Source organism: Pseudomonas sp. MD330_10 (assembly GCF_042610415.1).
Lineage (GTDB): Bacteria > Pseudomonadota > Gammaproteobacteria > Pseudomonadales > Pseudomonadaceae > Aquipseudomonas > Aquipseudomonas rhodesiae.
In genome coordinates, this window is the sequence record NZ_JBHGZU010000013.1 from 34,966 (window position 1) to 52,060 (window position 17,095).

Genomic DNA, 17,095 nt, shown 5'->3' on the forward strand with positions numbered 1-17,095 from the left:
GCCGATAAGTCATCCATACGCCCTGCATAACAGCCCTACCCCAGACGGTTTCGTAGCGCCGCCACGACGCTGTAGGTTTGCGCCTTGACCCGACCGGAGGGGTCTTGCAGCGTCATGAGGACGCGCACGCTGCGAATCAACGCCACGTCGGCAGGGCTTGCGTCGTAGCGCACCACCTGTGCCGATACGGCATTGGCGGCAACGCCGAAACTGATGTCGAACGCCTGAACGTTATCCACCAGTACTGCTTTGGCCGGTGCGGCCGGCGTGCTGATCTTCAACTGGCCGTTCTCGAAGGTGTAAGTGAGTTGGCGAATCGCAAATCGAATCTGCCCAGGGCCGGGCGCAGGCGAGAGGCCGGTGTAGGCCTGGGCGGCACCTGTGCAGTCAGACAATACTGTCCAATCGGGCCTGCCACTCCCTTCGCCGATGCTGGCGGTAACTAATGTCAGTGACTTCGAATCAGTGCCGGCGCTCCAACTGATCGGCCGTTCGAATGCCGGCGGTGCCTGTTCGATATGAGCGGTAGCCAGGCAGCCGAACATGCCGGCTTGACGAATATCCTGGATCATCTTGCCAAGCGCGAACCGCGCGTCGTCCTGCAACAGCATGGCGGCCTGCTGGCTCGCGTGGGTCGTTCGGGAACTGATCGCCACCTGACTGACCCCGAGCACCAGCATCAGCCCCAAGGTCAGGGCCACCAGCAACTCCACCAGGGTAAAACCTCGCGACCTTCGGTTCATTGTGCACCCTCCGGATCGCTGTCGATGCGAGTGGTCAGGGTGACCGTTTCGCGCGCACCAACCGCGCCGGCACCGCGGCTGTCATCCCAACTGATACTCACGGTGACCTCATTGGCACTGATCGCCACCGAGCCTTTGGCGCTCTCCCCGGCGAAGCTCAGAATATTGGCCTCAAAATCATGCAGGTCCAGGTCGCGCACGCTGGCACCCGCGGTGCTGGCCGGAGCGCGCTCGGAGCGGCTCCATGCGTAATCGGCGCCGGCATTGGCGCGGATTCGGTCAAGCATGTCGTAAGCGATAAAGCTGGCCTGACTGCTCATCCTCGAACTGTCCGTGGACTTAAGCGCGTTGAGTTGGATCACCGCCGCGCCCAGCAAGCCCACGGCGAGAATCAGTACCGCCACCAACACTTCGATAAGGGTCGTGCCGGTTTGTCGTCGAGATAAAGCAGGTGCAAAAAAAATGTTCGGGCGAGCAAGCATCACCGTCGTCATCCGTGTCGAGGGCCGAAAAGAGCAGACAAAAGCTGCTGTGCGACCCAAGACTAGCGTCGGTTTTTTGCCCGCGCTGTCCCCGGAACAAAGGGAAATACTTTGGACATAAAGGCCATCATCCGAGGCCAAGATCCAGCCGCTATACCTTTGGCTGCACCTGAAATATCTACCGCGTCCACGGAGGGACAACCTATGCAACAACGAGGTTTCACCCTGATCGAACTGCTGCTGGGGCTGATCGTCAGCGGCATCCTGGCCCATCTCACAGCGCCCGGACTCAAGACGTTGCTGGAGTCACAACAGCAACAAAGCGCCGCGCAATCCCTGGCGAGTGGGCTGCGTTTCGCACGCACCGAGGCCATCGCGCGAAACCGGGCGGTGGTCGTTCATGCGTTGAACAATGATTGGAGTCACGGCTGGCGCGTGATTGTGGATGTCAGCGGGCGTGGCCCTCTGGATGAGGACAATCCGGTGCTGCTGGAGCGACAGGACTCCGGACGGGTAGCCATCGTCGGTAACGGGCCGGTGAAGAGCCAGGTACGGTTCAGCGGGATGGGCGAGCCGGTATTTTCCGGCGGAGGGTTCCGCGCAGGGACATTACATGTATGTGGCACGGACCAGACACAGAGCCTACACCAAGTGGTGCTGGCCCCCAGCGGCCGTATCAGCCTGCGCAGCGACAGCGTCGAGCAGGCGTTGTGCCGGAGTTATTCCGGCACCCTGGCACTCAGAGCAGCGAACGTACCCGCAGCTCCTTGGGCATGGAGAAAGTGATGTTCTCCTCGCGCCCAGCCAACTCATCGGCGCCGGTCGCGCCCCATTCGTGCAACTGCTGGATGACGCCGCGCACCAGCACTTCCGGCGCCGAGGCGCCTGCGGTGATACCGATACGCTCGACGCCATCGAACCAACTGCGCTGCATGTCTTCGGCACCATCGATCAGGTACGCGGGCGTCGCCATGCGCTCGGCCAACTCGCGCAGACGATTGGAGTTGGAGCTGTTCGGGCTGCCGACCACCAAGACCACGTCGCATTCATCGGCCAGTTGCTTGACCGCATCCTGGCGATTTTGCGTGGCGTAGCAGATGTCATCCTTACGCGGCCCGCCGATCGCTGGAAAGCGCGTGCGCAAGGCATCGATGACACGACTGGTGTCGTCCATGGATAAAGTGGTCTGGGTCACGAATGCCAAGCGTTCCGGGTTGCGCACTTGCAGATTGGCGACGTCTTTTTCGTCCTCAACCAGGTAGATGGCGCCGCCGTTGCTGGCGTCGTACTGGCCCATGGTGCCTTCGACTTCCGGGTGGCCGGCATGACCGATCAGGATGCACTCGCGGCCGTCGCGGCTATAGCGCGCAACCTCAATATGGACTTTGGTGACCAATGGGCACGTTGCATCGAAGACTTTCAGTCCACGACCTGCCGCTTCGCTACGCACGGCCTGGGAAACCCCGTGAGCACTGAAAATAACGATAACGTCGTCCGGCACTTGGTCGAGTTCCTCGACAAAGATGGCACCGCGCGCGCGCAGGTCTTCGACTACGAACTTGTTATGCACCACTTCATGGCGCACGTAGATCGGTGGCCCGAAGACTTCGAGAGCGCGGTTGACGATTTCGATCGCCCGATCCACACCGGCACAGAAGCCACGGGGGTTGGCGAGTTTGATTTGCATGCTGTGCCTCGTGCCTGGCGTTTGGGTCAGAGTTGATGCTGCTGAACTGACAATTGAGGTCAGAGGTGGGAGGGAGATTGCTCCCTCACACATTCTAGATCGGGGCGTTGATCAAAGAGCTTTAACGTCGATGATTTCCACATCAAACGTCAAGGTTTTACCGGCCAACGGGTGATTGAAGTCGATGGTCACTTGCGCGTCATCGAACGCCTTGACCACCCCTGGCAGTTCTGTATTGGCCGCATCGTTGAAAATCACCAGCAGGCCTTCAGACAGCTCCATGTCCTGGAACTGCGAACGCGGGATGATCTGCACATTCTGCGGATTGGGCTGGCCAAACGCATTTTCCGGCTGGATCTGCAGGGTGCGCTTGTCGCCAGCCTTGAAACCGAACAAGGCGGCCTCGAAACCCGGCAGCAGGTTGCCGTCGCCGACTTTGAAGGTGGCCGGGGCCTTATCGAACGTGCTGTCGACCGTGTCGCCGTTTTCCAGGCGCAGTGCGAAATGCAAAGTGACTTCCGTGTTCTGGCCGATGCGTTGCTCAGCCAATACCTGATCAGTCATTGACGGTCTCTCCGGTTTTCTTACTTTTAAACATATCCAGCGCCAACATGATTGCACCGACGGTGATCGCGCTGTCGGCAAAGTTGAATGCTGGGAAGTAATGACGGTTCTGCCAGTGCACCAGGATGAAGTCGATCACATGGCCCAGGGCAATGCGGTCGTACAGGTTACCCAACGCGCCGCCCAACACCAGGGCCAAGGCCACAGCCAGCCAGGTGTCATCGCGACCCAGGCGCTTGAGCCAGACCACCAGCACCGCGCTGACCACTACCGCGATCAGGGCAAACAGCCAACGCTGCCAACCGCCACTGTCGGCAAGGAAGCTGAACGCCGCACCGGTGTTGTAAGCCAGTGTCCAGCTGAAGTAGTCCGGGATCACCACGATCTGCTGGAACATTTCCAGGGAGCTTTCGAAGTGAGCCTTGCTGACCTGGTCGATGATCAGGACCAGCAAACTCAAGACAAGCCAGCCCAGACGTCCGAAACGGCCGGCGTTAGGCATAGTGGCGAACCTCACCGGCACCGCTGATGTTGTCGACGCAGCGACCGCAGATTTCAGGATGCTGAGGGTTCACACCGACATCTTCACGGCAGTGCCAGCAACGGGCGCACTTGGCGAACGCCGACTTAACCACTTTGAGCTTCAGGCCCGGCACTTCGGTCGCCACGGCATCCGCCGGTGCCTGGGCGAAAGGCGCCAGGGTCGCGGTGGATGTGATCAACACGAAGCGCAGCTCGTTGCTCAGTTTGGCCAGGTCGGCGGTCAGACCTTCCTCGGCAAACAGGGTAACTTCGGCTTGCAGGTTGCCACCAACTGCCTTGGCCGCGCGCTGAACCTCCAACTCCTTGTTCACCGCAGCCTTGACGGCCATCACACCTTCCCAATACTCGCGGCCCAGCTCGAAGTCGGCCGGCAATTCGGTCAGGCCTTCGTACCAGGTGTTGAGCATTACGGACTCGTTACGCTCGCCTGGCAGGTACTCCCACAGTTCGTCGGCGGTGAAGGCCAGGATCGGTGCGATCCAGCGCACCAGCGCCTCGGAGATGTGGTACAGCGCGGTCTGCGCCGAACGGCGCGCCTTGCTGTTGGCGCCGGTGGTGTACTGGCGGTCCTTGATGATGTCGAGATAGAAACCGCCCAACTCCTGCACACAGAAGTTGTGGATCTTCGAGTAGACGTTCCAGAAACGGTATTCGCCGTAGTGTTCCTGCAACTCGCGTTGCAGCAACAGGGTACGGTCCACGGCCCAACGGTCCAGGGCGAGCATGTCTTCGGCCGGCAGGATGTCGGTGGCCGGGTTGAAACCGCTCAGGTTCGACAGCAGGAAGCGTGCGGTATTACGGATACGGCGGTAGGCATCGGCGCTGCGCTGCAGGATCTGCTCCGACACGGCCATTTCGCCGGAATAGTCGGTAGAAGCCACCCACAGACGCATGATGTCGGCACCCAGGGTGTCGTTGACTTTCTGCGGCGCGATCACGTTGCCCAGGGACTTGGACATCTTGCGGCCGTTTTCGTCGACGGTGAAACCATGGGTCAGCAGTTCGCGGTAAGGCGCGTGGTCGTCGATGGCGCAACCGGTGAGCAGCGACGAGTGGAACCAGCCACGGTGTTGGTCTGAGCCTTCCAGGTACAGGTCGGCGCGCGGGCCGCTCTGGTGGCCCATCGGATGCGAGCCGCGCAATACGTGCCAGTGCGTGGTGCCCGAGTCGAACCAGACATCGAGTGTGTCGCTGATCTTGTCGTACAGCGGCGCTTCGTCGCCCAGCAGCTCGGCGGCGTCCAGTTTGAACCAGGCTTCGATGCCTTCCTGTTCAACGCGCCGGGCCACTTCTTCCATCAGTTCGACGGTACGCGGGTGCAGCTCGCCGCTTTCCTTGTTGAGGAAGAACGGGATCGGCACGCCCCAGTTGCGCTGACGGGAGATGCACCAGTCCGGACGGTTGGCGATCATCGAGTGCAGGCGCGCCTGGCCCCAGGCCGGGATAAAGCCGGTGTCTTCGATGGCCTTGAGAGCACGATTGCGCAGGGTGTCGCCGGCAACCGGTTGTTTGTCCATGCCGATAAACCACTGCGCGGTGGCGCGGTAGATCAGCGGGGTCTTGTGGCGCCAGCAGTGCATGTAGCTGTGCTGGATAGTCGCGGTCTGCATAAGCGCGCCAACTTCGCGCAGCTTGTCGATGATGGCCTTGTCAGCTTTAAAGATGAATTGGCCACCGAAGAACTCCAGCGACGGTACATAGACGCCGTTGCTTTGCACTGGATTGATGATGTCATCGTTGACCAGGCCGTACTTCTTGCAGATCACAAAGTCGTCGACGCCGTAGGCGGGCGAGCAGTGAACCACGCCCGTACCCGAGCCCAGCTCGACGTAATCGGCCAGGTACACCGGCGACAGACGGTCATAGAACGGATGACGGAAGTTGATCAATTCCAGCGCCGAACCTGTGGTGGTGGCGATCACCGAACCTTGCAACTCGTAGCGCGCCAGGCAGGCCTCGACCATTTCCTCGGCCAGTACCAGCAGGCGATCACCGACGTCCACCAGGGCGTAGGTGAATTCCGGGTGCACGTTCAACGCCTGGTTGGCGGGGATCGTCCACGGGGTGGTGGTCCAGATCACAATGGCCGCCGGCTTGGCCAGGCTGGCCAGGCCGAACGCATCGGCCAGCTTGGCCTCGTCGGCGATCGGGAAGGCTACGTCGATGGTCGAGGACTTCTTGTCCTCGTACTCGACTTCCGCTTCCGCCAAGGCCGAGCCGCAGTCGAAGCACCAGTTCACGGGCTTGAGGCCCTTGAACACGAAACCGCCCTTGACGATTTCGGCCAAGGCGCGGATTTCACCGGCCTCGTTCTTGAAGTTCATGGTTTTGTACGGGTTGGCCCAGTCGCCCAACACGCCCAGGCGGATAAACTCGGACTTCTGCCCTTCGATCTGCTCGGTAGCGTACGCACGGCACAATTCGCGCGTCTTGTCGGCACCCAGGTTCTTGCCGTGGGTCACTTCGACTTTGTGTTCGATCGGCAGGCCGTGGCAGTCCCAACCTGGAACATAAGGTGCGTCGAAACCCGAAAGGGTTTTCGAACGGATGATCATGTCCTTGAGGATCTTGTTCAGCGCATGACCGATATGAATCGTGCCATTGGCATAAGGAGGGCCGTCGTGCAGGACGAATTTCGGACGATCCTTGCCAATTTCGCGCAACTTTCCGTACAGGCCAATACTGTCCCAGCGCTGCAGGATCTGCGGTTCGCGCTGTGGCAGGCCGGCCTTCATTGGGAAGGCGGTGTCCGGAAGGTTTAGCGTGGCTTTATAGTCGGTCATTTAAGGCTCTTCGGTTAGCGATGGGCGCTAGGTGCGGCTAGTGCACGGGCGGCGGCGACATCCGCATTGATCGCCGTTTTCAACGCCTCAAGCGAGGCGAAACGCTGCTCTTCACGCAGCTTCTGGTGGAAAACCACCGTCAAACGCCGGTCATACAGATCACCGGCAAAATCCAAAAGATGAACTTCCAGGTGGGCCTTGCCATCACCTGCAACCGTGGGCCTGACGCCTATGTTGGCGACTCCGGACCACGATTGACCGTCGATGTCGACGCTGACCAGATAAACCCCGGTCAGCGGCACACGGCGGCGCTTAAGTTGCACGTTGGCGGTCGGCGTGCCCAATTGGCGCGCCAGCTTCTGGCCGTGCAGTACCCGCCCGGCGATGCGGAACGGGCGACCGAGCAAACGCTCGGCCAACGCGAAGTCGGCAGCGGCCAAGGCATTACGCACCTGGGTACTGCTCACGCGCAGGCCATCCAGTTCGACGGTTTGCGCAGCTTCGACGGTAAATCCCTGGCTGACGCCGGCCTGTTGCAGAAACTCGAAATCGCCAACGCGATCGCAGCCGAAACGGAAGTCGTCACCGACCTCCAGGTGCTGTACACCCAGGCCATCGACCAGGATGCGGTCGACGAACTCGGCGGCACTGAGGCTTTGCAAACGCTGGTTGAAGGCCAGGCAGAGGACGCGGTCCACACCTTCCTCGGCCAGCAATTGCAGTTTATCGCGCAGGCGTGCCAGGCGAGCTGGCGCGGTCTCAGGGGAGAAAAACTCCCGCGGCTGGGGCTCAAAAATCACCACGCAGCTGGGCACGCCCAACTCGACCGCACGCTCGCGCAGCCTGGCCAGGATAGCCTGGTGGCCACGGTGAACACCGTCAAAGTTGCCAATAGTGGCGACGCAGCCCCGATGCTGGGGGCGCAGGTTGTGGAGACCTCGAACCAGCTGCATAACGCGCTTCTTGCTCATAAAGTGGTCGATTATAACCACACACTGCCCCGGACGACAGGCAACAGCGCAGGCCAAATGGGTCGAATCGATAAAACACCGGTTTTATCGCGGCAAACTCTCTAATTCAGTGACTTGCGATTGAAATCCCGCAGCCGGAAACCTTGCAGCAGCAACATTCCGAAGTACACCACCACACCAGCGATCACCAGTACACCCAGTCGCATAAAGCGCTCCAGCATATGGCCCTGATCCCAGGCGGGCATTATGTGCATCAAGCCAAGCAGCACGGCGGACATCGCCCCTACCGCCACCAGCAATTTGATCGCGAATATCCCCCAGCCCGGCTGCGGCTGAAACATCTGCTGCTTGCGCAGTTGATAGAACAGCAGGCCGGCATTGATGCAGGCGCCGGCACTGATTGCCAAGGCCAAGCCGGTATGGGCCAGCGGGCCGATAAACAGCAAGTTGAGCAGTTGCGTGACGATCAGGGTGAAGATTGCGATTTTCACCGGCGTGCGGATGTTCTGCTGAGCATAGAAGCCCGGCGCCAGCACTTTGATCACGATGATGCCGAGCAGGCCGACGGAGTAGGCGATCAGCGCGTGTTGGGTCATCTGGGCGTCATGGGCGTCGAACTGACCATATTGGAACAACGAGACCGTCAACGGCTCGGCCAGAATCCCCAGCGCCAGTGAACAGGGCAGCACCAGCACAAAGCACAGGCGCAGGCCCCAATCGAGAATGCGCGAATACTCCTGGCGATCCTTACTGGCGTAGGTGCGCGCCAGGGTCGGCAGCAAGATCGTGCCGAGCGCCACCCCCAGCACCCCGGAAGGCAATTCCATCAGGCGGTCGGCGTAGTACATCCACGACACCGAGCCGGACACCAGCAGGGAGGCGAACGCAGTATTGATGATCAGCGAGATCTGACTGACCGATACACCAAGGATCGCCGGCAACATATTGCGCATGACACGCCAAACACCGGTGTCCTTGAGGTTCAGGCGCGGCAGTACCAGCATGCCGATCTTCTTCAAATGCGGCAGTTGGTAAAGCAATTGCGCCAGGCCGCCGGCCAGCACCGCCCAGCCCAGCGCCATCACCGGCGGATCGAAGTACGGCGTGAGGAACAGCGCAAAGATGATCATGCTCACGTTCAGCAGGGTCGGCACGAAGGCCGGCACCGAGAAACGGTTCCAGGTATTGAGGATCGCCCCGGCCAGGGACGACAGGGAGATCAGCAATATATAAGGAAAGGTCACGCGCAACAGGTCGGTGGTCAGCGCAAATTTTTCCGGGGTATTGGCAAAGCCGGGCGCCGTGGCCCAGATCACCCAGGGAGCGGCCAGCATGCCCAGGGCAGTCACCAGCATCAGTACCAGGGTGAGCAGCCCGGAAACATAGGCGATAAAAGTACGCGTCGCTTCTTCGCCCTGCTGGGTCTTGTACTCCGCCAGAATCGGCACGAAAGCCTGTGAAAAGGCGCCCTCGGCGAAGATACGCCGCAGCAGGTTGGGCAATTTGAAGGCGATAAAGAACGCATCCGTGGCCATACTGGCGCCAAAAATGCGCGCTAGCAGGGTGTCACGCACAAACCCCAGAACCCGGGAAATCATCGTGATAGAGCTGACGGCGGCCAGCGATTTGAGCAGATTCATCGAAAGAGTTTGCGCCTATAGATAAAGAGCAGGCGAACTGTGCGCCTACTTATGCGATACTGCGCGCCTGCAACAGCACAGAGCCAAAGCTCGCGAGTTTACAGGTCAAGCGCCGGAAATAAATCACCCGCCTCTTCAGATCGACCGCTCAGCAGTTCGCATCAGCCGCCCTTGACAACCCATCAAGTCATCGGCATGATTCGCGGCCTATTTTGTTTGCTATTTCCTAAAAAGTCTTTCGAGGAGCTCGACGGTGGCCAACACACCTTCCGCCAAAAAACGTGCAAAACAGGCTGAGAAGCGTCGCAGCCACAACGCCAGCCTGCGTTCCATGGTTCGTACCTACATCAAGAATGTAGTTAAAGCCATCGACACCAAAGACGCTGAAAAAGCTCAAGCTGCTTACGTTCTGGCTGTGCCAGTTATCGACCGTATGGCCGATAAAGGCATCATCCACAAGAACAAGGCCGCTCGTCATAAGAGCCGCCTGAATGGCCACATCAAGGCTCTGAGCGTTGCTGCAGCAGCCTAAGTGGTAACAACTGCAACGCAACCCAGGTTGCGTAACAGTTAAGAAATGCCCCGTACCGAAAGGTCCGGGGCATTTTTGTTGGGGCCTGAAAATCCCCCCCTGCGGGATGTGCGGCTTTTTTGTGGTGAGCGGGCTTGCCCCGCGCTGGGCTGCGCAGCAGCCCCAATACATTCAACGCGTTCCTCCAGACAGAACCCAATCTCAGGTTTTAGGGCCGCTTCGCGCCCCGGCGCGGGGCAAGCCCGCTCACCACAAAAAGCCCGCTCACCACTGGAAACCGGTCAACCAAAAAATGCAGGCAAAAAAACGCCCCGAACCAGTCGGGGCGTTTTGCTACCTATTGATCAAACCACGATCAATGGTGATGACCGCCTTCACCGTGGACGTGGCCGTGGGCCACTTCTTCCTGGGAAGCGTCGCGGATGGCAACGATCTTCACTTGGAAGTTCAGGCGCTGGCCAGCCAGAGGATGGTTGCCGTCGACGGTAACGTCGTCGCCGTCCAGGTCACGGATAGTGACGATCTGCATTTGGCCGTCCGGCGCCGAAGCGTGGAACTGCATGCCCACTTCCAACTCATCAACACCTTCGAACATGCTGCGGCTCAGGGTGCTGACCAGTTCGGCGGAATATTCGCCGTAGGCATCTTCAGGTTCCACGGCAACGGTCAGCTCATCACCAACTACTTTGCCTTCCAGGGCCTTTTCCAGGCCAGGAATGATGTTGCCTGCGCCATGCAGGTAGACCAGCGGCGCGCCGCCGGCTGAGCTGTCGATGACCTCACCAGCGTCGTTGGTGAGGGTATAGTCGATGGAGACAGCCTTGTTAGCGGCGATCGTCATGGGGCGAGACCTTTTGCATAAGAATGAAGAACGGACAAGTCTAAACAAGGATTTGCCCGAAAGCGAACAGAACCCGGACGGACGGGGCCGATCAACGGCATCCTACATCGTCGCGTTCCATCAGGACGACAGCGCGCACTGGGTGGCCGAGCTGTCCTGCGGCCACACCCAGCACCTGCGCCACCAGCCGCCTTGGCAATCCCGCGCCTGGGTACTGGACCCGCAGCAACGCAGTGAAAAAATAGGCCAGCGCTTTGCCTGCGGCTGGTGTGCGCAAGCCCACGAATAGCGATAACCTTGGCACCTGATTCCCGGCAGGCCCTCAGTCATAGAGCGCCACCGAAGCCATGCACCTCCAGAGAATTCGCATGCAGACTTTTTTTATCGCGCCCACCGATTTTGGTGTGGGTCTGACCTCCATCAGCCTCGGGCTGGTGCGCACCCTCGAACGAGCCGGGCTGAAAGTCGGCTTCTTCAAGCCAATTGCCCAGCCCCACCCCGGCGACACCGGCCCCGAGCGCTCCACCGAACTGGTGGCGCGTACCCACGGCCTCAAGCCGCCACAGCCGTTGGGCCTGGCCCACGTAGAGCGGATGCTCGGCGACGGCCAGCTCGATGAGCTGCTGGAAGAAATCATCACGCTGTATCAGCAGGCCGCCGTGGGCAAGGATGTGCTCATCGTCGAGGGCATGGTGCCGACCCGTAGCGCCAGCTATGCCGCACGGGTCAACCTGCACCTGGCCAAGAGCCTTGATGCGGAAGTGATCCTGGTGTCCGCCCCGGAAAACGAAGTGCTCACCGAGCTGTCCGGCCGCGTGGAGTTGCAGGCGCAACTGTTCGGCGGGCCGAAAGACCCGAAAGTGCTGGGGGTGATCCTCAACAAAGTACGCACCGAGGAAAGCATGGAGGCCTTCTCGGCGCGCCTGAAAGAGCATTCGCCGTTGTTGCGCAGCGGTGATTTCCGTCTGCTGGGCTGCATTCCCTATCAGCCAGAACTTAACGCGCCACGTACCCGCGACGTCGCCGACCTGATGGGTGCGCAGATCCTCAACGCCGGCGATTACGAAACCCGGCGCATGACCCGCATCATCATCTGCGCCCGCACCATGCGTAACACCGTGGAACTGCTCAAGCCCGGCGTGTTGGTGGTGACCCCCGGCGACCGCGACGACATTATCCTGGCCGTCAGCCTGGCCGCCATCAATGGCGTACCCCTGGCCGGGTTGCTGCTGACCAGCGACACCCTGCCCGACCCGCGCATCATGGACCTGTGCCGCGGCGCCTTCCAGGCCGGGCTGCCGGTGCTGTCGGTGAGTACCGGCTCCTACGAAACCGCCAACCTGCTCAACAACCTGAACAAGGAAATCCCCATCGATGACCGCGAGCGCGCCGAGATCATTACCGATTTCGTCGCCAGCCATCTCGATGCGCGTTGGCTGCACCAACGCTGCGGCACGCCGCGGGAGATGCGCCTGTCGCCGGCGGTGTTCCGCTACCAATTGATCCAGCGCGCCCAGGCCGCCAACAAGCGCATCGTTTTGCCCGAAGGCAGCGAGCCGCTGACCGTACAGGCCGCCGCTATCTGCCAGGCCCGAGGCATTGCGCGCTGCGTGCTGTTGGCCAAACCGGCGGACGTCGAAGCCGTGGCCCGCGCCCAAGGCATCGAGCTGCCCGAAGGGCTGGAGATTCTCGACCCGGACCTGATCCGCGAGCGTTACGTCGAACCCATGGTGGCGCTGCGCAAGAGCAAGAGTCTCAATGCGCCGATGGCCGAGCAGCAATTGGAAGACACCGTGGTGATCGCCACCATGATGCTGGCCCTGGATGAAGTCGACGGGCTGGTGTCCGGCGTCATCCACTCCACCGCCAATACCATCCGCCCGGCCTTGCAACTGATTAAAACCGCACCGGGTTGCACGCTGGTGTCGTCGGTGTTCTTCATGCTGTTTCCCGAGCAGGTGTTGGTGTACGGCGACTGTGTGATGAACCCGCACCCGAGCGCCGCCGAACTGGCGGAAATCGCCCTGCAGAGCGCCGACTCGGCGCAAGCGTTCGGCATCACGCCACGGGTGGCGATGATCAGTTACTCCAGCGGCGATTCGGCCAGCGGCGAAGAAGTCGAGAAAGTCCGCGAAGCCACGCTGCTCGCCCACGAGCAACAGAGTTCACTGCTGATCGACGGCCCGCTGCAATACGACGCCGCCGCCAACGAAACCGTGGCCCGCCAACTGGCGCCCAACAGCCCGGTCGCTGGCAAGGCTACGGTGTTTGTATTCCCGGACCTGAACACCGGCAACACCACCCACAAAGCGGTGCAGCGCAGCGCCGACTGCGTCAGCCTGGGGCCAATGCTTCAGGGCCTGCGCAAACCGGTCAACGACCTGCCGCGCGGCGCCCAGGTCGACGACATCGTGTACACCATCGCGCTGACCGCGATCCAAGCCGCCAATCGACCTATGGATATCTAAATGCTGGATTTTCTACCTGCCGCCGTACGCGGGGTGATCGCCTCGCTGTTGCTGGCGCTGAACACCATCCTGTTGTGTTCGTTCCTGTTTGTCGTGGCGCTGTTCAAGGCCCTGCCCTTCGCCAAGGGGTTCAGCGAGTGGCTGATGAACCATACCCATGAGGCCTGGGTGACCAACAACAAGGGCTGGATGAACCTGGTTCAGCGCACGCGCTGGCATGTGAAGGGCCTTGAAGGCCTGGATTATCAGCATTCCTATCTGGTGACCAGCAACCACCAGAGCTGGGTCGACATCATGGTGCTGCAATACGTGCTCAATCGTCGGATTCGCCCGCTGAAGTTCTTCCTCAAACAGGAACTGATCTGGGTGCCGGTGATTGGACTGGCATGGTGGGCCCTGGGGTTTCCATTCATGAAGCGTTACACCAAGGCCTACCTGGAAAAACACCCGGAGAAGAAAGGCAAGGATCTGGAAACCACTCGCAAGACCTGTGCGAAATTTCGCGACAACCCGGTGGGCATCTTCAACTTCGCCGAGGGCACGCGGTTTACGCCGGCCAAACACGCACAGCAGAACTCGCCGTTTCGCTACCTGCTCAAACCCAAGGCCGGCGGTATCGCGTTTGTACTGGATGCCATGGGCGAGCAATTGAAGTCACTGGTGAACGTGACCATCCACTACCCCGCCGGGCGCCCGGGGTACTGGGACTTGCTATGCGGGAAGGTGAAGGACGTGGTGGTGCAGTTTGACGAGGTGCAGATCCCGGTCGAGTTTATCGGCAGCAATTATGAGCAGGATGGAGAGTATCGGCTGGCGTTCCAGGGGTGGATCAATCAGCTGTGGGAAGAGAAGGATGCGTTACTGGACAAGCTACATAAAGACTTCCCAGACAAACGATAATCAAAAGGTGGGAGAGGGCTTGCCTTCGATAGCAGTGTGTCAGTCAGTACATCTGTCACTGGTACATCGCTATCGGGGGCAAGCCCCCTCCCACATTTGATTGCGCGAAGCTTAGATCGCGCCGCGCTGGCGCAACAGCTCCAGCACTTGCTTGACGCTCTCTTCCAGCGATAGGGCCTGGGTGTCGATTACCAGATCGGCGTTCAACGGCACGTCGTACGGGAAGGATTCGCCCGGGATGTTATCCCCACCGGCGGCGTACAGACCTTGCGGGTCACGCTCGGCGCACACCAGCGGCGATGCTTGCACGTAGACCGTCAACAGGCGATCGCTGCCAATCAGCGCCTTGGCCTGCTCGCGACCCTCGGCATCCGGTGCGACGAACGCGGCCAGGGTCAGCAGGCCGGCTTCGTTGAACTGACGCGCAACGTGAGCCGCGCGCCGCCAGTTTTCAGTACGCCCGGCGCGATCCTGCGGTAGCCCTTTGTTGAGGTCGTGACGCAGGTTTTGGCCATCCAGCACGAATACAGCGCGGCCCATATCGAACAGCTTGCGCTCGACCGCATAGGCCAGCGTGCTCTTACCGGCGCCCGACAAACCGCTGAACAACACGGTAGCCGGTTGCTGGCCGAAGCGTATGGCGCGCTCTTCGGTTGCCACATGGGCCAACTTGCCGTGGTGCGACGCACTGCCATGGCTGACCGGCGGCGCGATGATCATGCCGGCCGCCACGGTGCCATTGGTCAGGCGATCGATGACGATAAAGGCGCCGGTGGTGCGGTTGCTGTCGTAACCGTCCAGCGCGATGGCGGCGTCGAGGCTGACCTTGACCCGGCCGATCTCATTCAACTGCAACGAACTCGCCGGGCCTTCGGCCAGGGTGTTCACGTCCACGCGGTGCACGATGCTGGTGATGGAACCGGGCACATAGCTGGTGGCGCGCTTGATGTCGTATTTTTTACCCGGCAGCATCGGCTCCTCGGCCATCCACACCAGCATGGCGTCGAACGCGTCGGCCACTTGCGGCACGTTATCGGCATGCACCAGCAGGTCGCCACGGGAGATATCGATTTCGTCTTCCATGGTCAGGGTCACAGCCTGGCCTGGGCCGGCGTGTTCCAGCTCACCTTCAAACGTGACGATGGATTTGACGCGACTGCTCTTGCCCGACGGCAGCACCACGACTTCGTCGCCCTTGTGCACGATGCCGCTGGCCAGGGTGCCGGCAAACCCACGGAAGTTCAGGTTCGGACGGTTGACGTACTGCACCGGGAAACGCAGGTCGGTGTAGTTGCGGTCGTTGGCGATCTCGACGGTTTCGAGGATCTCCATCAACGACTGGCCGGTGTACCAAGGCGAACGCTCGCTCTTGTTGACCACGTTGTCGCCCTTGAGCGCCGACATCGGCACGAACGCCATGGTGCTCGGCTTGAACGCGATGCCTTCGGCGAACTTCAGGTAATCGGCCTTGATCGCCTCGAACACGCTTTGGTCGAAGCCGTTGATGTCCATCTTGTTGACGGCAATCACGATGTGCTTGATGCCCAGCAACGAGGCGATATAGCTGTGGCGACGGGTCTGGGTCTGCACACCGTAGCGTGCGTCGATCAGGATGATCGCCAGGTCACAGGTGGACGCACCGGTGGCCATGTTGCGGGTGTACTGCTCATGGCCGGGTGTGTCGGCGATGATGAATTTGCGCTTGGCGGTGGAGAAGTAGCGGTAGGCCACATCAATGGTGATGCCCTGCTCACGCTCGGCCTGCAAGCCGTCGACCAGCAAGGCCAGGTCGATGTCGTCACCGGTGGTGCCGGACTTCTTCGAATCGCGGGTAATGGCTTCCAGGTGATCTTCGTAGATCATCTTGGAGTCGTGCAGCAGGCGCCCGATCAGGGTGCTCTTGCCGTCGTCGACGTTGCCACAGGTCAGGAAGCGCAACATTTCCTTGCGCTCGTGCTGGCCCAGGTAGGCGAGGATGTCCTCGCTGATCAAATCAGATGCGTGCGACATGACAACCCCTTAGAAATAACCCTGACGTTTTTTATCTTCCATAGAGCCGGCGCCATCATGGTCGATGACCCGGCCCTGGCGCTCGGAAGTTCGCGTCAGGAGCATTTCCTGAATGATGTCCGTCAGCGTCTCGGCTTCGGACTCCACCGCGCCCGTCAACGGGTAGCAGCCAAGGGTACGGAAACGTACTTTCTTTTTGACGATGCGGGCTTTGTCTTCGTCGGACAAATGTTCGAGGATGCGGTCGTCGTCGATCATGATCAACGTGCCGTTCTTCTCGATCACTTCACGTTCAGCAGCGAAGTACAGCGGCACGATCGGGATACCTTCCAGGTAGATGTACTGCCAGATGTCCAGCTCGGTCCAGTTGGACAGCGGGAACACGCGGATCGACTCGCCCTTGTTGACGTTGCCGTTGTAGACGTTCCACAGCTCCGGACGCTGGTTCTTCGGGTCCCAGCGGTGTTTGCTGTCGCGGAACGAGTACACACGCTCTTTGGCGCGGGATTTCTCTTCATCGCGACGGGCGCCGCCGAATGCTGCGTCGAAACCATGCTTGTCCAGAGCCTGTTTGAGGCCCTCGGTCTTCATGATGTCGGTGTGCTTGGCGCTGCCGTGGGTGAATGGGTTGATGCCCTGCGCCACACCGTCCGGGTTGACGTGGGTGATCAGGTCCAGGCCCAGTTCTTCGACCATCTTGTCGCGGAACTTGTACATCTCCTGGAATTTCCAGCGGGTGTCGACGTGCATCACCGGGAAGGGCAGCTTGCCCGGAAAAAACGCCTTGCGTGCCAGGTGCAGCATCACGGCAGAGTCTTTACCGATCGAGTAGAGCATCACCGGGTTGTCGAACTCGGCGGCGACCTCGCGGATGATGTGGATGCTTTCCGCCTCCAGCTGTTTCAGATGCGTCAGTTTGTCGACCATGGTT

General features: G+C 60.4%; 16 protein-coding genes. 5 read left to right on the top strand and 11 right to left on the bottom strand.

All coding sequences use genetic code 11. The features are described from left to right. Positions 1-35: 35 nt before the first annotated feature. A complete protein-coding gene (locus ACFZPT_RS19180) occupies positions 36-743 on the bottom strand; it encodes a PilW family protein (protein ID WP_099313217.1) in 708 nt (235 codons plus the stop codon). After that, complete coding sequence (gene pilV / locus ACFZPT_RS19185; protein ID WP_034111710.1) at positions 740-1,225, bottom strand: type IV pilus modification protein PilV; 486 nt, start codon at positions 1,223-1,225, stop codon at positions 740-742. The genes ACFZPT_RS19180 and pilV overlap by 4 nt, the downstream gene beginning before the upstream one ends. Positions 1,226-1,429: 204 nt before the next feature. Between pilV and ACFZPT_RS19190 the strand changes: the two genes are divergently transcribed. After that, positions 1,430-2,011 (top strand): GspH/FimT family protein, encoded by a 582-nt coding sequence (locus ACFZPT_RS19190; RefSeq protein ID WP_040267219.1) that lies wholly within the window; start codon positions 1,430-1,432, stop codon positions 2,009-2,011. On the opposite strand, the gene ispH is transcribed toward ACFZPT_RS19190, so the two are convergent. From ispH to murJ, 6 genes are all read right to left on the bottom strand, one after another. Beyond that, a complete protein-coding gene (ispH, locus tag ACFZPT_RS19195) occupies positions 1,965-2,912 on the bottom strand; it encodes a 4-hydroxy-3-methylbut-2-enyl diphosphate reductase (RefSeq protein WP_034095816.1) in 948 nt (315 codons plus the stop codon). The genes ACFZPT_RS19190 and ispH overlap by 47 nt on opposite strands. Before the next feature lie 111 nt (positions 2,913-3,023). After that, a complete protein-coding gene (gene fkpB, locus ACFZPT_RS19200; RefSeq protein ID WP_169868004.1) occupies positions 3,024-3,461 on the bottom strand; it encodes an FKBP-type peptidyl-prolyl cis-trans isomerase in 438 nt (145 codons plus the stop codon). A gap of 7 nt (positions 3,462-3,468) precedes the next feature. Beyond that, positions 3,469-3,978, bottom strand: coding sequence for a signal peptidase II (gene lspA, locus ACFZPT_RS19205; RefSeq protein WP_034095814.1), 510 nt, complete (start codon positions 3,976-3,978; stop codon positions 3,469-3,471). After that, entirely contained in the window at positions 3,971-6,802 is a 2,832-nt protein-coding gene (ileS, locus tag ACFZPT_RS19210) for an isoleucine--tRNA ligase (protein WP_047881675.1), read from the bottom strand. The genes lspA and ileS overlap by 8 nt, the downstream gene beginning before the upstream one ends. 14 nt (positions 6,803-6,816) lie before the next feature. Further along, positions 6,817-7,755, bottom strand: a complete 939-nt coding sequence (ribF, locus tag ACFZPT_RS19215) for a bifunctional riboflavin kinase/FAD synthetase (RefSeq protein ID WP_034095812.1) — start codon at positions 7,753-7,755, stop codon at positions 6,817-6,819. 119 nt (positions 7,756-7,874) lie between these two features. Further along, a complete protein-coding gene (gene murJ, locus ACFZPT_RS19220) occupies positions 7,875-9,413 on the bottom strand; it encodes a murein biosynthesis integral membrane protein MurJ (protein ID WP_099313218.1) in 1,539 nt (512 codons plus the stop codon). A gap of 253 nt (positions 9,414-9,666) precedes the next feature. On the opposite strand from murJ, the gene rpsT reads away from it, so the two are divergent. After that, complete coding sequence (gene rpsT, locus ACFZPT_RS19225; RefSeq protein WP_016976313.1) at positions 9,667-9,945, top strand: 30S ribosomal protein S20; 279 nt, start codon at positions 9,667-9,669, stop codon at positions 9,943-9,945. A gap of 355 nt (positions 9,946-10,300) precedes the next feature. Here the strand turns inward: rpsT and ACFZPT_RS19230 are convergent, their stop codons facing one another. Beyond that, the gene (locus ACFZPT_RS19230) at positions 10,301-10,786 is read right to left on the bottom strand and encodes a peptidylprolyl isomerase (RefSeq protein WP_040267216.1); all 486 of its coding nucleotides are present in this window, start codon (positions 10,784-10,786) and stop codon (positions 10,301-10,303) included. On the opposite strand from ACFZPT_RS19230, the gene ACFZPT_RS19235 reads away from it, so the two are divergent. The 3 genes from ACFZPT_RS19235 to ACFZPT_RS19245 all read left to right on the top strand — a co-directional run bounded on the left by ACFZPT_RS19235 (position 10,785) and on the right by ACFZPT_RS19245 (position 14,154). Further along, on the top strand, positions 10,785-11,075 hold the full coding sequence (locus ACFZPT_RS19235) for a DUF3565 domain-containing protein (protein ID WP_099313219.1): 291 nt from the start codon (positions 10,785-10,787) through the stop codon (positions 11,073-11,075). The genes ACFZPT_RS19230 and ACFZPT_RS19235 overlap by 2 nt on opposite strands. 79 nt (positions 11,076-11,154) lie before the next feature. Beyond that, positions 11,155-13,254, top strand: coding sequence for a phosphate acetyltransferase (pta, locus tag ACFZPT_RS19240; RefSeq protein ID WP_047881676.1), 2,100 nt, complete (start codon positions 11,155-11,157; stop codon positions 13,252-13,254). Beyond that, positions 13,255-14,154: an acyltransferase gene (locus ACFZPT_RS19245; protein WP_034095808.1), complete on the top strand. Its 900-nt coding sequence runs from the start codon at positions 13,255-13,257 to the stop codon at positions 14,152-14,154. Between the two features lie 111 nt (positions 14,155-14,265). Here the strand turns inward: ACFZPT_RS19245 and cysN are convergent, their stop codons facing one another. Both cysN and cysD read right to left on the bottom strand, forming a co-directional pair. Further along, entirely contained in the window at positions 14,266-16,164 is a 1,899-nt protein-coding gene (gene cysN, locus ACFZPT_RS19250; RefSeq protein ID WP_034095807.1) for a sulfate adenylyltransferase subunit CysN, read from the bottom strand. A gap of 9 nt (positions 16,165-16,173) precedes the next feature. Continuing rightward, positions 16,174-17,091 (bottom strand): sulfate adenylyltransferase subunit CysD, encoded by a 918-nt coding sequence (cysD, locus tag ACFZPT_RS19255; RefSeq protein WP_005784641.1) that lies wholly within the window; start codon positions 17,089-17,091, stop codon positions 16,174-16,176. Between the last annotated feature and the right edge of the window lie 4 nt (positions 17,092-17,095).

Coding starts and splice junctions, on each gene's coding strand:
- lspA (WP_034095814.1), bottom strand. CDS start 3,978: ATGCCTAACGCCGGCCGTTTCGGACGTCTGGGCTGGCTTGTCTTGAGT.
- ribF (WP_034095812.1), bottom strand. CDS start 7,755: ATGCAGCTGGTTCGAGGTCTCCACAACCTGCGCCCCCAGCATCGGGGC.
- pta (WP_047881676.1), top strand. CDS start 11,155: ATGCAGACTTTTTTTATCGCGCCCACCGATTTTGGTGTGGGTCTGACC.
- ACFZPT_RS19190 (WP_040267219.1), top strand. CDS start 1,430: ATGCAACAACGAGGTTTCACCCTGATCGAACTGCTGCTGGGGCTGATC.
- ileS (WP_047881675.1), bottom strand. CDS start 6,802: ATGACCGACTATAAAGCCACGCTAAACCTTCCGGACACCGCCTTCCCA.
- ACFZPT_RS19180 (WP_099313217.1), bottom strand. CDS start 743: ATGAACCGAAGGTCGCGAGGTTTTACCCTGGTGGAGTTGCTGGTGGCC.
- ACFZPT_RS19235 (WP_099313219.1), top strand. CDS start 10,785: ATGGGGCGAGACCTTTTGCATAAGAATGAAGAACGGACAAGTCTAAAC.
- ACFZPT_RS19230 (WP_040267216.1), bottom strand. CDS start 10,786: ATGACGATCGCCGCTAACAAGGCTGTCTCCATCGACTATACCCTCACC.
- ACFZPT_RS19245 (WP_034095808.1), top strand. CDS start 13,255: ATGCTGGATTTTCTACCTGCCGCCGTACGCGGGGTGATCGCCTCGCTG.
- cysN (WP_034095807.1), bottom strand. CDS start 16,164: ATGTCGCACGCATCTGATTTGATCAGCGAGGACATCCTCGCCTACCTG.
- murJ (WP_099313218.1), bottom strand. CDS start 9,413: ATGAATCTGCTCAAATCGCTGGCCGCCGTCAGCTCTATCACGATGATT.
- cysD (WP_005784641.1), bottom strand. CDS start 17,091: ATGGTCGACAAACTGACGCATCTGAAACAGCTGGAGGCGGAAAGCATC.
- ispH (WP_034095816.1), bottom strand. CDS start 2,912: ATGCAAATCAAACTCGCCAACCCCCGTGGCTTCTGTGCCGGTGTGGAT.
- pilV (WP_034111710.1), bottom strand. CDS start 1,225: ATGCTTGCTCGCCCGAACATTTTTTTTGCACCTGCTTTATCTCGACGA.